This is a genomic window from Pantoea sp. RSPAM1, from assembly GCF_038816185.1.
Lineage (GTDB): Bacteria > Pseudomonadota > Gammaproteobacteria > Enterobacterales > Enterobacteriaceae > Pantoea > Pantoea ananatis.
The window spans coordinates 1,774,593-1,789,788 of the sequence record NZ_CP046137.1; the positions used below are offsets into that span (position 1 = coordinate 1,774,593).

General features: G+C 48.4%; 12 protein-coding genes and 2 pseudogenes. All 14 read left to right on the forward strand.

Annotation, left to right across the window (positions count from 1 at the left end):
* Nucleotide 1 precedes the first annotated feature (1 nt).
* The 14 genes and pseudogenes from tssI (at nucleotide 2) to GKC68_RS08865 (ending at nucleotide 14,967) form a co-directional block, all read left to right on the forward strand.
* The gene (gene tssI / locus GKC68_RS08800) at nucleotides 2-1,939 is read left to right on the forward strand and encodes a type VI secretion system tip protein TssI/VgrG (RefSeq protein ID WP_342656763.1); all 1,938 of its coding nucleotides are present in this window, start codon (nucleotides 2-4) and stop codon (nucleotides 1,937-1,939) included.
* A gap of 14 nt (nucleotides 1,940-1,953) precedes the next feature.
* A complete protein-coding gene (locus GKC68_RS08805; protein ID WP_028722716.1) occupies nucleotides 1,954-2,748 on the forward strand; it encodes a DcrB-related protein in 795 nt (264 codons plus the stop codon).
* Nucleotides 2,749-2,751: 3 nt separating this feature from the next.
* Nucleotides 2,752-4,023 carry a PAAR domain-containing protein gene (locus tag GKC68_RS08810; protein WP_028722717.1) on the forward strand — a complete coding sequence of 424 codons (1,272 nt, stop codon included), beginning with the start codon at nucleotides 2,752-2,754 and terminating at the stop codon, nucleotides 4,021-4,023.
* Entirely contained in the window at nucleotides 4,016-4,276 is a 261-nt protein-coding gene (locus tag GKC68_RS08815; RefSeq protein WP_162287081.1) for a hypothetical protein, read from the forward strand. Before GKC68_RS08810 ends, GKC68_RS08815 begins: the two co-directional genes overlap by 8 nt.
* Before the next feature lie 395 nt (nucleotides 4,277-4,671).
* Nucleotides 4,672-4,914: a hypothetical protein gene (locus tag GKC68_RS08820; RefSeq protein ID WP_155301437.1), complete on the forward strand. Its 243-nt coding sequence runs from the start codon at nucleotides 4,672-4,674 to the stop codon at nucleotides 4,912-4,914.
* 901 nt (nucleotides 4,915-5,815) lie between these two features.
* Nucleotides 5,816-6,367 (forward strand): hypothetical protein, encoded by a 552-nt coding sequence (locus GKC68_RS08825; protein ID WP_193373565.1) that lies wholly within the window; start codon nucleotides 5,816-5,818, stop codon nucleotides 6,365-6,367.
* A 74-nt stretch (nucleotides 6,368-6,441) separates the two neighbouring features.
* Entirely contained in the window at nucleotides 6,442-7,227 is a 786-nt protein-coding gene (locus GKC68_RS08830) for a hypothetical protein (RefSeq protein ID WP_342656764.1), read from the forward strand.
* Nucleotides 7,228-7,239: 12 nt separating this feature from the next.
* The gene (locus GKC68_RS08835; protein WP_028722720.1) at nucleotides 7,240-7,680 is read left to right on the forward strand and encodes a DcrB-related protein; all 441 of its coding nucleotides are present in this window, start codon (nucleotides 7,240-7,242) and stop codon (nucleotides 7,678-7,680) included.
* A gap of 3 nt (nucleotides 7,681-7,683) precedes the next feature.
* A pseudogene (locus GKC68_RS08840) lies at nucleotides 7,684-12,121 on the forward strand (RHS repeat-associated core domain-containing protein).
* A gap of 4 nt (nucleotides 12,122-12,125) precedes the next feature.
* On the forward strand, nucleotides 12,126-12,452 hold the full coding sequence (locus GKC68_RS08845; RefSeq protein ID WP_342656765.1) for a hypothetical protein: 327 nt from the start codon (nucleotides 12,126-12,128) through the stop codon (nucleotides 12,450-12,452).
* A 148-nt stretch (nucleotides 12,453-12,600) separates the two neighbouring features.
* A pseudogene (locus tag GKC68_RS08850) lies at nucleotides 12,601-13,215 on the forward strand (RHS domain-containing protein); the annotation flags it as partial.
* Between the two features lie 331 nt (nucleotides 13,216-13,546).
* On the forward strand, nucleotides 13,547-13,795 hold the full coding sequence (locus tag GKC68_RS08855; RefSeq protein ID WP_022623320.1) for a hypothetical protein: 249 nt from the start codon (nucleotides 13,547-13,549) through the stop codon (nucleotides 13,793-13,795).
* 544 nt (nucleotides 13,796-14,339) lie between these two features.
* Nucleotides 14,340-14,603, forward strand: a complete 264-nt coding sequence (locus GKC68_RS08860; RefSeq protein WP_089529182.1) for a hypothetical protein — start codon at nucleotides 14,340-14,342, stop codon at nucleotides 14,601-14,603.
* Between the two features lie 43 nt (nucleotides 14,604-14,646).
* On the forward strand, nucleotides 14,647-14,967 hold the full coding sequence (locus tag GKC68_RS08865; RefSeq protein ID WP_089529183.1) for a hypothetical protein: 321 nt from the start codon (nucleotides 14,647-14,649) through the stop codon (nucleotides 14,965-14,967).
* The last annotated feature ends 229 nt before the right edge of the window (nucleotides 14,968-15,196 follow it).

A 15,196-nucleotide genomic window follows, 5' to 3' on the forward strand; every position in this document is an offset into this window, starting at 1 on the left:
TATGTTCTCACGTATTACTGTACAACTTCCCGCACAAGGACTGCTGTTCCGACGTCTGAGCGGCAGCGAAGCGCTGTCCCAGTCGTTCGTGCTGCAAGCGGAGCTGCTCTCCACCGACGCGCGCATTGACCGTAAGTCGCTGCTGGGCAAGCCGGTGACCTTCACGCTGCCGACGGACGGTCTGCTGAGCGCGGTGAATCCGCGCTACATCAACGGCAAAATTACGCAGATAGGCGTGCGCAGCGAGGAGCTGGGCGGCGTGCGTTACGCGGTGTACGGGCTGACGGTGGAGCCGGACCTGTGGCCGATGAAGCGCGACCGCAACCTGCGCATCTTCCAGAGCCAGACGGTGCCGCAGATAGTGCAGACGCTGCTGAAGGAGTACGGGGTGAACGTGGAAACGCGCCTGGCGGGAAGCTACCGGGTGTGGGAATACTGCGTGCAGTATCAGGAGAGCAGCTTCGACTTCATCAGCCGGCTGATGGAGCTGGAGGGGATTTACTACTTCTTCCGCCACGAGGCGGACAAGCACACGCTGGTGCTGTGCGACGCGCCGGACCAGCATCAGTCGTTCCCGGGCTACGAGACAATCGCCTACCACGTGACGCCGTCGGGCGGCAGCGTGACGGAAGAGGGCGTAAGCCAGTGGGCGCTGTCGGAAAGCGTGACGCCGGGGATGTACAGCACGGACGACTACGACTTCCGCAAGCCGAACGCGTGGATGCTGCAGGCGCGGCAGAACCCGGCGTCGCCGACCCCGGGCTCGGTGGACGTGTACGACTGGCCGGGTCGCTTCGTGGAGCACGGTCATGGCGAATACTATGCACGCGTCCGCCAGGAGGTGTGGCAGGTGGAGCACCACATGGTGAGCGGCAGCGGCACGGCGACGGGCATCGCGCCGGGCTACACTTTCGCGCTACTGAACGCACCGCACTTCAGCGACAACGGCAAATACCTGGTGACGTCGGCGCACTACGACTTTGAAGAGAATAGCTACGCGAGCGGCGACGTGGGCGCCACGCGGCACAACATCGACTTCAGGGTGCTGCCGGCGGCGGTGACGTACCGTGCGAAGCCGGAGACGCCGTGGCCGAAGACGCACGGCCCGCAGACGGCGAAGGTGGTGGGGCCGAAAGGTGAGAGCATCTGGACGGACAAATACGGCCGGGTGAAGGTGAAGTTCCACTGGGACCGCCTGGCGAAGGGCGACGACACGAGTTCGTGCTGGGTGCGCGTATCGAGTGCCTGGGCGGGCCAGGGCTTCGGCGGGGTGCAGATCCCGCGCGTCAACGATGAGGTCGTCGTGGACTTCATCAACGGCGATCCAGACCGTCCGTTGATCATTGGCCGCGTTTATAACGAAGCCAGTATGCCGCCATGGGCGCTGCCGGCTGCCGCCACGCAAATGGGCTTTCTGAGTCGCTCGAAAGACGGCACGGCGGATACCGCGAACGCATTACGCTTTGAGGATAAGGCGGGCGAGGAGCAAGTATGGCTTCAGGCACAACGTAATCTTGATACCAATGTTAAGAACGATGAAAGCCATAATGTCGTGAATAATCAGAGTGTGACGGTTGGCGCGGATCATGAAACGCGTGTTCAGGGCAACCATACATTAGGCGTGAAGGGTGACAGTAAAACGTTAACATCCGGGAACCGTTCTGAAAGTGCTCTTGGCGCTTATATTATCGCTGCTGGCGATAAAATCAGAATCGAATGTGGAGAAAGTGCGATTGAGTTAACTCAGGCTGGTGATATCAACTTCATTGGCAAAAATTTCAACCTGACAGTCGGCCAAAGCGGTGAGATAAACACCTCGAGTGGCAAGTTGCAATTAAATCCCACAGGTGGGGTAGCAGAAATTGTAGCTCCAGGCGGCGGCCAAAAAACCAAAATTGAGAGTGAAATAAACAGTTATTTCACTTCTTCAGATAAATAATTGCAGGGTTTGAAATGGCAATTTATACACTTCAGGAAGCTTCGCTGGAATTACCCGATATATATAAAGATCGTACCATGAATTTATTTACACTAAGTGAAAATAGTGCAAGTGAGTTTACGTTTGTGGTATCGCGTGCGTCCGCATCGAGTGATGATTCGGTACAAAAGGTTGCGGCACGAATAATAAAAGAAATGGGCACGACTGTTGAGGCATTTACCCACATAACATCTCAAGTCACCATGTTAGATGGCTTGCAAGCTGTTGAGATTTTTTATCATTTTGAGAATGGTGGGGTTCAGATTTGGCAAAAACAAACAGTTGTCTTGCTTGATGAACCACTGGGTGGTAAGAAAATTGTTTGCTATATAGGTACATGCCCTTCCCAATTTAGCGAATACTACCAAAAACAGTATCAATCGATAATCAACAGCATTAAGTTTAATCATGTTGAGAAAGAGGGCGAATCCACCCCCGTGGCATCAGACTCTCCTGAAATTTTCTTTTCGCTTGATAATGATACAAAAATCATTTCTGCGCACGAAGGCGTCAACTCTCTTTATCAACACGTAGATTTAAAAAGAGCTTTAAATGGAAGTTACTTATTTTTTGATTCAACGGGTAATCCCTTGCATATCGCTGCATTGAACGATGAAGAACCAATACGCTACGCTCTTTGGCGTTCACAAGGTAGAAAAGTATCGTCACTTTTGAACAATATTGGTATTGCTAAAGGTTTCGATGGACCGGAGAGATTGTCCAGTGAGGAGCAAGTCATTGCATTTTTACTGAGGCAGAAGGATGCATAGCGAATGGCGGAGTTTAATGCGGCGAGAGACCTTGACGATATAGCACACACCGCGTCAAAGGGGTGGATGGTTGCGGGACTAATCGGCGGAGCTATATTGGGTGCGGCAGCTGTAGTGGTGACAGGTGGTGCGGCACTGGCCGTTGTCTCAGCGGCGGCGGCGGGGGCTTGTGCCGCAGGCGGAATAGGAGAGGTACTGGGAAGTATGACCTGGGCTCCACGGCACAATACAGGCAAACTTACATCCGGCTCTCTCAACGTGTTTGTGAATAGCAGAGCAGCAATACGTGCACATTTGTCTAAAGGAAATTGCGATGAACATAGTGGCTCGCTTCAGTTAGTTGCAGAAGGTTCAGATAAGGTTTTTATTAACAATTTTCCGGCGGCACGCATAGGTGATCGTTTAACTTGTAGTGCAGAGATCAGTAGTGGTTCTGGTAACGTATTTATCGGCGGTGGTAAATACCAAACTGATGTAATTAATCCTGAAATTCCGGGCTGGGTTAACTGGGTGATGATGGGCGTAGGGACTGCAGCTGTTGCTGTTATTGCCTCACCAGCTATTGCTTTATTGGGGGTGGCGGGCGCGTTTGGTGGCGGTTATGCAGGAAGCTGGCTGGGTGGGAAGATATTTGGCGAAGGCAGCGATGGTCAAAAATGGTCTATGCTGGCGGGAAGTTTCATTGGAGGATATGCCGGCGGCAAGGGTGGGATGAAGTTTGATGCTTGGCGATCAAGCTTATACGAGAAAACAAACGGTGTTCCAATAAGTGAATCAAAGTTTGATGAAATAGTTAGGATACCAAAGGGTGAAAAACCTGATCCATCAACATATTTGCCCAAAGAATATATACGCCAACACGCTGAAGAATTCTCGGATGGTGCTACCAGAATCGTATCAAGGTCTGACTACGAAGAGTACGGTTTAGGTAAGCCAGATGAATTTAGATCAGAGTTTGTAAGCTCACAGCGTAATATGGAAGCTATTATAAAAGAATCTGATGGTGATTATTCAATAATGTCTGATAGATTAGGTATTCCTAAAGAACAGTTGGAAAGTGGAGATCTGCTTAAAGTTGAATTTTACCCAACTGAAAAATATAATGCTAAAATACCCTCTGGAAACGAATGGGGAGCGAGAGATGTTGAACCCTTATGGTTACCTGGTGGTAAATTGCCTAATGGTGATTATGAAGCGGTTATTTCCATGAAGAATTTAGATAAAGGGATAGACTATCAAGTTTATGACTTAAAAACAGGAGAGGTTTATGATTGAAGCTAAGATTGTTAAGTCACGCCAGGGTGATTTTAATTTACTGCGTTCGGGTAGTGAATGGTTTATAGGCGTTCTTATTCCAAATTTCTACCCAAATTCACATTTTGATGTTAGTAAGAAGTTTATATTGGATGAAAATGATCTTCTTCATAAAGATGATTTTGACTATTTGATCAGGTTGGCCGAGTCTATCCGTAAGGATTGGACTAAATTCTCTGATAGAGAAGTTAAAAATATTAAAGTCGTGAAGTGATTTCTTATCAGGTAATTAAAAAATACTTATTTTTCCCCAAAAAAGCGCATTTTAATGTTTTTATATTGAATTGCTATAGGGCGTTTTTTTGGTGGTTTCTGTATTTAAAAACAGAGTCAGGCAGGCGAGTTCTAGAAAGAAGAAAATTTAATTTTCAATATTAATTGAATTGCTTGCAGTGCTTTGATACATTGATGATGCTTGCTGGTTAATACATTCTGAAGTGTTCAAGGTGTCCGTTAATTTTTATTTGGTTGGTACTCTTGCTCATCTGGAAGTATTTTGATGTCAGATGTTGCTTTAATGTTTTGTTTAAGTGGTAGTAAATCGTCCGTCCCTGAAATGATTCCATAAGACTATTTTTAGCTGATTATTTTGTTTCTAGGATGTGATATATGAAATTAAATCGTTTTTTAGTACTACCATTATTTATATTAATGATGATTATGCCAGCATGGAATGTCTATGCGGTGGCTTATACTGAAACATTAATAGCTCCCCCTCTTAATAACAACGACTCCTCAGTATTAATTAATGATTACGCTTTCACGCCAGAAGACGAATGGAACACTCAAAGCTTCGTACGCGCAGGCAAAGCTCTGGGTTCAGTTGTGGCTGGAGAAGTGGTCATCGATTAACAGCGGTGCAGCTACTTCCAACGTGCCTATGAAGGCTTTCGGTTATTCAGCGCAACGGTGGTTGGAAACGCCAGCCAGACTGTGCTGGCAGAGATTCTTTTGGACAAACCCAGTGTACCAACGGCGTGTAATATCGTGGTGGGCAATAATGTTGAAGATTCGAAAGGTCTAACAAAATGCATTGCTAAAATCAGAGAGCAATATTATACGAATTTGACCTAAGTTTCGGCGGGGTAAACGGGAAGGCTGGTTTAGAACTAAAAGGCGGTAAAGTTTTATGGAAGCTAGCTAAAAACCCAGAAAGCGGAGAGTTTTATGCTCCAAAAAATGATGTACTGACTAAAGAAGTAAAAGAAATAAATGTAAACTCCGATATGAAAGTTTTTTCAACGCCCTGCTTTACAGTTGATTTATTGAACACCTACGGCTGATTTTATATTATATGTGATAAAGTTAAATACATAGGTCTAAAAAATAAAAAATGGGAAGAAAATAACGCTTGACGGTAAAATCTTCCAGCCTGAAAACTCTAATAAAGCGCAAGGAATGATTTTCAGTAATAGTAATATGGGTTATACTGTAATTTTTAACCCACTTATTTTAAAAGTGGATCAGGATAAGGAAGTAATTCTTGAGCAAAGTGGGGAGTGGGAATGATGGTGTCAATCCTTTATAAAGAAAGTTAGTAATAAAAATTATAAAAGGTGAGTTTTATTTGGTTTTTTTTGTTCTGTTATGGTGGTCTTTTTCTTCATCTACATCTTGTATGAATGTTCATTTTCCTATTTATTAGCTGTTTGATTGCGAGCTTCTAACTTATTAACTTAACTAAAGCCATCTTCAGTTTATCCATTGTTCATTCCAGGGCTTTAAGTTCATTCCGATATTAGCTGAGCAAATAATGATCATGTTTAAATTTTTTTCCTTATCGTTAGTCTTATCAGCATCAGTTTTTATCACCAATGCATGTATCGCTCAACAAGTAAAGTTTTCCGATGGCTTCGCTTACAATGCACTGATTTCTAGCGCGGCGGATAATGAGGCTGAATTGTCTTCAAGCCAGCGCTGTTCCTTGAGATTGATGACCATTCGCGAAGAAGAGTCAAATTCTTCAAAACATTTCACTGGACGTTGGCGTGGCGAAAGTGACCGGGATGGAGTGTTAACGGTAAGTTTGGTTCAGCACGATGAGAATGTCACTGGCACCTATTGTTACATGAAGGACGCCGACCAAATTGATTGCCCTGGTGATGATAATCCCCATATATTACACGGACGCGTGAGTGGCAACACTGTTATGCTTTCATTCCCTTCGTCGTCAGGCGAACCCGACCGCAGGAAAGTCAAAGTCACCTTAAAAGGGGCAAATCTTTCGTGGCAACTTGTTGAAGATCCTGATGGTAACCTAATGCCAACACCAGTTTCATTTGATACTCTCGTGCCTTTACCCTGATTAAAAACACAATGACCATAAATCGTTTTTTCGGCAGCGTTTTTTTTGTGCCTGTCGTTATGTTTGTATCATGCATGGCCAGGGCTGAATCCAGCACGGGCATCTCAGTTGCAGCTCTTAATGAGGGAGATTTTTCCGTTCTGCTCAACGACTACGCTTTCACGCCCGGCGACGCATGGAACAACCAAAGCTTCATACGCGCAGGCAAAGCCCTGAGTTCCGTTGTGGCCGGAGAAGTCGTCATCAATGAGCAGCGGTACAACTATTACCAACATACCTATGAAGGCTTTGAGTTATTCAGCGCGACGGCGGTAGGAAACGCCAGCCATGCAATTCTGGCAGAGATCCTATTGGACGGTGCCAGCGTGCCGACGGCTCGTAACATCATCGTCGGCGATAGCGTGGAACAGGTTGAGAAAGCCTATGGGCCCGGAAAAGAAGATAACAGTGATAATCAGCACTGGCTTATCTATAAGATGGGTGAGAAGCAGTTGATGTTCGAAATTGACCAGCAAAAAGTCAGTCACATCATGTTGAATACCACCATGAGTGCAGAGCAACATGAAATCAGCGCTGATCAGGCTATCGCCCTAGCGACGAACGCGATTCATACTTATCACCTCACCGCGCTTGATGATCAATGTCTGAGATACGACCTGGATGACACCAGTGAGAAGGCGTTCTACATCATTACGGTTCGTGAAGACAACCATGACGTCAGTTGCGGCGGGGACCCGGATATTTCTCCCCGTCTTTTTGATATCAAAGTTGCTCGTGACAACACACAGTTACTCACAAATGCCGATAACGCGGATGGCGATTATCGTAGCCTGGTTCCACCCGCCACAAACAATCAATAAAACGGACATACTATGAATTATCAGTTTAATGAAGGCGCTTTTGCGCTGTTTCCTGCTGCCTGGCAGGACACGACCATGAATATTTTGCGGGATGACGCCAGCGGACTGGCATTAGTGGTGAGCCGAGGTGTGATTCCTGAAGACAGCGATGCGGAAAAAGAGTTTCAGCGCCAGTGGGACACGTTGCGCAGCCAGATGGGCCATATTCAGCAGACTGAATTTGTTCGGGTTACGGCTGGCGCGGATAACGCTTTGCGTGCGGTAGAAGTTGAAACCGCATTCGATCGTAACGGACAAGCCGTGTGGCAGCGACAGTTGGCGACCCGGGTTCCGGATAGCAACATCTTGATGATTTTTACCCTCTCCGCGATGCGCGCTTTCAATGAAGAAGACGGACAGCGTTGGAATGCATTCAAACAAAGCCTGAGTCTTAACAACCCACAGAAAGCATAAGCTATGGATAACCGTGCGGCCCGCGTGGGCGATGAGATCATTCACTCCAGTATTTTCGCTGATATCACCAGTATTGTCGCTGAGGGCGCAGCCTACGCGGTGATCGGTGCGGCGGTCGGTGCGGCAGCAACTGCGGCGGCGCCTCTGTTAGGTGCAGGAATGGCTGCGGCAGGCGTGGCAGCCATTGGTTCCAGTTGTCTGCTCAGCGGCATTATCGGCGGTGTATTAGCGAACGCTGCGGGCATTTCGGATGACATCACTAAAGCGGCCGATGGGCTGGGAAATATGATATTCCCGCCTTCTCCAGCCGGTGTGATCGCCAGTGGTTCTGAGAATGTTCACGTTAATGGTCTTTTAGCTGCACGCGCAGCCGGGATGCTTACGCCCGGAGATACGCCGCCACCGGAGCCGCAATCGCCCAAGAGTTTCAGACTATGGCGGCATGCTGCTCTCTGCGGTGGGCCAGTTTGGCAGTGCAATGTGGCAACCCACGGTAGCCTCCGCCGACGCGGGCACCTCTCCGCTGGAACAGGACAAAGTGGCCTGTGAAAAGCTCAGCGCACCGCAATATCTGGCGCAGGGATCGAAAAGCGTCTTTATCAATGGCCAGCCTGCGGTGCGCGCAAAGGATAAAACCACCTGTGATGCCACCGTGAGTGACGATGTTTCCCTCAATGTCATCATTGGTGGTGAAACCGTCACAGTAAGAGAGATTAAAAGTGGCAAGGTGCCAGGTCTGGCCGTGATGATGATCGGCCTTTCCCTGATTCGTGGTCGCCCCAGCCAGATCCTGAAAAACATGCCCTGCGCACTTGCTGGCGCGGTCGGTGGGATGATGGCGGATATGGCGATTAACGCCGCCTTCTCCTCGCTTTTCCCCGTTCATGCTTCCACCGGCGTCAAAGTGCTTAATGATGATGCCGAGCGCGACTTCTCCCTTCCAGGCCGTTTCCCGCTCAGTTTCCAGCGTAGCTATAACAGCCTGACCCAGCGCTGCGGATTATTTGGTCAGGGCTGGGCGACAGTGTTTGACAGCTATTTAACGCTGGATGGCAATCAGGCGACCTGGTTTGATGACAACGGGCGCGAGCTGAGCTTTGCGGTTCCCGGTGAAAAAGAGGTGCTCTACAGCATCAGCGAAGGGCTGATGGTAAGGCGCAACGAACTGGGTGATATCGCCATTGCCGACGACGACGGTGCGGTATGGCGTCTGTACAGACGCACGGCCGCCGATCCGCAAGTGCTGCGGCTGGCTTCACTGAGCGACGAGTACGGCAATGCGCTGGAGATGGGATGGGATGAGCAGGCTCGCCTGGTGCGCATTCATGACGCGCCGCTGGCCATTGACGTTACCCTGCATTACGACGACAAACAGCATGCACAGCGCCCGACCTATGCCAGCCATTTTGATGGTGAGCAGCACTGGCCATTAGCGCACTGGACTTACAATGAACAGGGCCAGCTTGCCAGCGTCACCGATGCCGCAGGCGTTGTCTCGCGGCGCTTCCGGTACAACGATGACGGGTTAATGGTCTGGCATCAACTGCCCGGCGGGCTGGAAAGCGAATATCGCTGGCAGAAGCTGGATCACTGGCGCGTTGTTGAGAACCGCACCAATACTGGTGACGGCTGCCATATGCATTATGATCTGGATGCTGGCATCACGCGCGTATCGACCTATGACGGTCAGCAGCGCGAACATCACTGGAATGCTGCAGGGCTCATTACCTGCTTTATTGATGAGCGGGGCGAGACCTGGCGCTATGAGTGGGATGAAAACGAACTCCTGACGCGCCGTATCGATCCGCTGGGTAATGCGGTGAGCTTCGCCTATGACGATCTCGGCAACCGCGTTGAAGAGAAAGATGCGGACGGCGGTGTACAGTCGGTGCAATGGCTGTCACACCGTTCTCTGCCCACGGTCGTTGCTGGGGCTGACGGTGCCACCACGAAATACTATTACGATCCTCATCACGGCCTTGAGCGCGTGGTTGATGCGCTCGGGCAGAGTACCTTCTATAAGCGGGATGAGTTTGGGCTGGTTGTCGAAGAGATTGACGCGGCAGGCAACAGCTATCGCCGTGAATTCAATGATGCCGGCCAGGTTATCCGCGAAACAGACTGTTCAGGGCTGACGACACGCTACCGCTATCATCCCCTTGGCTGGCTCAGCTGTGTGACTGCGCCGGATGGTGAAGAAACCCGGTATCACTATGATGCTGCGGGCCGTCCTGTTCTGCTGGAGCGGGCAGAGGGCTGGGAAGAGCGGTTGCGCTGGAGCGACAACGGCCTGCCACTGGTCCACGAGTCAGCGGATGGTAAACGTAGTGAATTCCGCTACGACAACGTCGGACGATTGATTGCTAACCGCAATGCCCAGGGTGAGACGGTTCAGCGCAGCTGGGACAGCCGTGGTCGGTTGACGGCGCTGCAAAACGAGAACGGCGAGCAGTATCAGTTCGAGTGGGGCGCAGATTCCCTGTTGCTGGCCCAGGTTGGGCTGGATGGCGTTGCCACGCGATACGAGTATGACGCGGCAGGACGCACGTTATCTCGCACCTTTGCCGCCGGTCATCCTCAGGCGATTACCCATCGCTATCACTGGAGCCGGGCGGGACAGCTGCTGGCGCGGACCACGCCGGAAGGCCAGACGCGCTATCACTACAGCGGTGGTGGGCAGTTAAGTAAAGTGTCGCAGCATCTGCCGCTGTCTGACAGCGCGTGGAGCCAGCAGGCTGAGCAGGAGATTACGTTTACCTATGATGCGCTGGGCCGCATCGTAGGTGAGCAGGGTGAACAGGGCACGCTGGCCTGGGATTACGACGCGCTGGGTAACTGCACGTCCTTAACCCTGCCGGATGGTCGCAACCTGAAGCAGCTATACTATGGCAGTGGCCATTTACTGAGCATCGCGCTGGACAACCTGCCGGTCACCGAGTTTACCCGTGACACATTGCATCGGGAACTCAGCCGCACGCAGGGCGGCCTGACCACGCGCAGTGAGTACGATCGCTTAGGCAGGCTGCGCCGCCGTGACGTTTTCAAAGGGGAAGCACAGCGTCCTGCACCGCGCGTCTGGTCCCGCCGTCGCGACTTCGATTACGGCAACAACCTGATTCGTGAAGAGCGCGACGATAACCCGTTCAGCCAGACATTATGGCACTACGATAACGCCGGTCGGCTGCTGTCTCAGGAAGGCGCGCAGCCGGGTAATGAGCAGTGGCGCTGGGATGGCGCAGGCAACCCGCTGGATCGCCATGCCGCTTCCCATATCATGCATAACCGCGTCACTGAACTGAACGGTATCCGCTGGCAGTACGACATTCATGGCCGCACCACCGAAAAGGATGACGGCCAGACCCGCTGGCGCTACCGTTACGATGGTGAGCACCGCCTGACGGATGTGTTCAGCGAACCGCGGGACCGCAATAAGCCACGCGCTAAGGTGAGTTTCCGCTACGATCCGCTGGGACGTCGCATCAGTAAAACCCGCCAGCAACTGTTACAGGGCAGGCCGTCTGGCAAGGCGTTCACAACGCGCTTTGTCTGGGAAGGCTACCGCCTGCTGCAGGAGATCCACGACGATACTCCACTTACTTATGTGTACAGCGACAGCCAGAGCTATGAGCCTCTGGCCCGTATTGATGGCGTGGAAAGCCCGGAGATATTCTGGTTCCACTGTGCCGCTAACGGCACGCCGGAACTGCTGACCGACGCTGAAGGGCAAAAGACCTGGGAAGGTGTAAACAGCCCGTGGGGCAAACTGCTGCGCGAGTCTAACCAGCGAATTCCGGTGGTGGAGCAGAACCTGCGTATGCAGGGCCAGTACCTGGACCGTGAAACCGGGCTGCACTATAATCTGTTTCGCTACTATGACCCGGACAGCGGCCGGTTTACGCAGCATGACCCGATAGGGCTGGCGGGCGGGATTAATTTATATAGCTACGCACCAAATGCTTTAAGCTGGACTGATCAATTAGGTTTAAATCGATGTAAAAATGATTATAAATATGACATGGTTAACAATCCTGGTCCTTTGGCAAAAATAAATGGGAATCCAGCCGCAAACTTTGCGGGTGGGAAATATAACGTTCATGTTTTGGAACATGATTTAGTACTTTACAGAGCAGGTAAAGCTGGCGGTGGTAAAAATGCTTTAGGACAATGGTTTACTAGAAATCCTGCTGATTCTGTAGCAAAAGTACATATAGACTTAGCTGTAAAGCCGCAGTGGATAGATAAGAATGGTACATTGACAGGTACTTCTCCAATCGAGTCTGTATATAAGATAGTTATTCCTAAAGGAACTACTATTTATGAAGGACCTGTCGGCTATCAAGGTGGGGCCTATCTCGGTGGGCAAAATATAACTCAAATATTTGTTGAGCAACCATGGCGACTAAGTGGAGTAGAAGTGCTTGATAGTTGGCCGTTGAGGTAATTATATGGATTATAGAAAGATATCTGCCGATTTATTGATTGAATTTGGAATTCTGAAAAAAATCCTTGAGAAAGAACATGAAAAAAATTGGATGAGAGGAGTGTTGGCAATAATTGAAAAAATTGATATTTGCTTAAACAAGGAAGGTGCTTCTGAAAAAGAGAGCTTAGAGGAAGCTTGTGATACATGGAAAACAATGGAACAGGGGAATGGTTCTTTTACTGATTTTTATATTTGGCGCGATGATGAAAAAGAAAGGAGTGAAGCTAATAAATTTTTGGATTCTGTAAAGAGCAAAATATGGAAAATAATAAATGATAATAATCTTTAAGTTTTAAATGAGTAAAAAAATTGTAAAGCCTAAAGTCAGACGTAAGTTATTATTGTGAGTGCTGATAGTGAGGAATACCCAGCAATATTAAAATGTTATTTGGCTATTTTCTCAGGATGGCGTGCAACTTGGTAAAGGTCACTGCTGCTGGGACAGTGCTGGCAACCCGCTGGATCGCCATGCCGCTTCCCACATCATGCATAACCGCGTGACCGGGCTGAACGGAATCCGCTGGCAATATTACATTCATGGTCGTACCACTGAAAAGGATGACGGCCAGACCCGCTGGCGCTACCGTTACGATGGTGAGCACCGCCTGACGGATGTGATCAGCGAGCCACGTGACCGTAATAGGCCGCGTACTAAGGTGAGTTTCCGCTACAATCCGCTGGGACGTCGCATCAGTAAAACCCGCCAGCAGCTGTTACAGTGGAGACCATCTGGCAACGCCGTCACGACGCGCTTTGTCTGGGAAGGCTACCGCCTGCTGCAGGAGATCCACGACGGCATTCCGCTGACCTACGTCTACAGCGACAGCCAGAGCTATGAGCCTTTGGTCCGTATTGATGGCGTGGAAAGCCCAGAAATATTCTGGTTCCACTGCGCGGCTAACGGCACGCCAGAACTACTGACCGACGCTGAAGGTCAAAAGACCTGGGAAGGTGTGAACAGCCCATGGGGCAAACTGCTGCGCGAGTCTAACCAGCGAATTCCGGTGGTGGAGCAAAACCTGCGTATGCAGGGCAAGTATCTGGACCGGGATTAATTTGCTTAAGCAAATTTGAATATCGCTTCAGTGATGGCCCCAAGGGATGAGGCACCGCAGGTGCCGATTTCAAGGAGTTTACAATTTATTTTTTGATATTAATCTACAAATCATAGAGTTATATCAAATTTAGGGGGTGATACGTTGCAATTTTTTGGAAACGGCGTGCCACAAGTGCGTCATCCTCGAATGTTTGGTGATAGAGAGGGAGCCCCCTCTTGACCATTCATCTAAGCCTCCCCAGAATATGGTGCTGGAGAAATCAAAAAATGCATGCTAATTCAAGTGTAATAGAGTTCGATAAAGTTGATATTTTATAGGGGAGAGAATGATAGATCTATTTTCCTACAATGAAGTTTTAGATTTTCTTGAGATTTTTTTTCAAAAAATGATTAAAGATGAAGCATATCGCGAGGAGATGAAATTTATCATTGATGGAAGTCGCAAGAATAAAACAGTTTCCATTCGGGCCATTGACGTTTGTTTCATGAATTATCGAAAGGTTACTGGCGATTATAGTCTTGCTACAGATGAAGAGATGGAAATCTGGAAAAAGTTATTTAATATTTGGCAGTGAAACTTGAATTAATTAAATTTAATTTGAATTATGCATTGATTTTACGGTAGATATTATGACGAACTTAATAAAGGCAAAAAGTATGGGAAGGTGTGAACAGCCCGTGGGGCAAACTGCTGCGCGAGTCTAACCAGCGAATTCAGGTGGTAGAGCAGAACCTGGGCATGCAGGGCCAGTACCTAATTTGCTCAAGCAAATTTGAACATCGCTTTAGCGATAGCCCAAGGGGTGAGGCGCCACAGGTGCCGAATTAACCAGGCTGCACTATAATCTGTTCCGCTACAATGGCCCGGACAGCGGCCGGTTTACCCAGCATTACCCGATAGGGCTGGCGGGTGGGATAAACCGTTCAAAAAAATTCGACATTAATAATAGCAGCGAGCTCAAATTTCTGGTTTATATAAGCATTAAGATCTGAGGTTATTTGGCGGTTTATTATCAATAACAATGGAATGTTAAATTCTAAATGGCGATTAAGAAAGTCAGCAGAGAGTAGCGAATAAACTTCACAGGTGATGAGTATTAAAGATGCACCAAAAACGCCATGAGTATAGATAAAACTAGTTTAAAAATATACGAAGCATTGATGTTTTCTTCTTACGTAGATGAAGCGAATGAAATAAAAAGTCTAATGGGTAAGGTATTGAAATTAAGTAAAAGTGATCCTGAGAGGTTGAGCGCTATCGAAAGTTTACTTTCACGTTGTCATCCAAAATGGTTGGGTGATTGTTATGTTAAAAATAATTCATACAACGATTGGATGGAGTTGATAGCAAAGTTTAAAAAGGAGTTATCTAAGCTTAAGTAAATGTTGGTGAAAATAAGACGGTCGAAATTATTTAAGGAGTGAAATGTTGAAGGCTATTGTTGTGACTATATTGGAAGATAAAAGAGTTGTGATTAAATCAGTAGGTTGCGGTCATGATATTTCTATTTTATCGATGCGTGGTTATCTTGAGGCGGGATGTTCTTACTGTGTTAATTTTAAAGATGGAAATGATAAGATTACTGTATTGAAAAAACTTATTGAGATGGGAGCATTGTTTTCATACGGACAGGGGTGGGCTCCATCTCAGGTTATGGGTTACCTTAAGGAAAGAGGTGAAATTAATATGCCTTATAAGGAGGTAGCCTGGAATGGCCCGGGAGACTTCGTAGTGAGGGAAAGGTAAGAATTCAGTTGCCAACTTTTTATAGCGCTACTTTAATTGAATTTTTTGAAGGGGTTTTTGAAATATCGTTTTTCCTAGAGGTTATTAGCGAACTTTCAAGTGGTGTGCGAAGAGGGTAATTGCAGATGCTGTAGTTTTAATAGCTAAATACTTATGGATTGTTCGGTTGTATCAGGAAGTTAGAGTGTATGCTCTCTAATGATAATTTCAAGAAAGAATCTATAAAGTT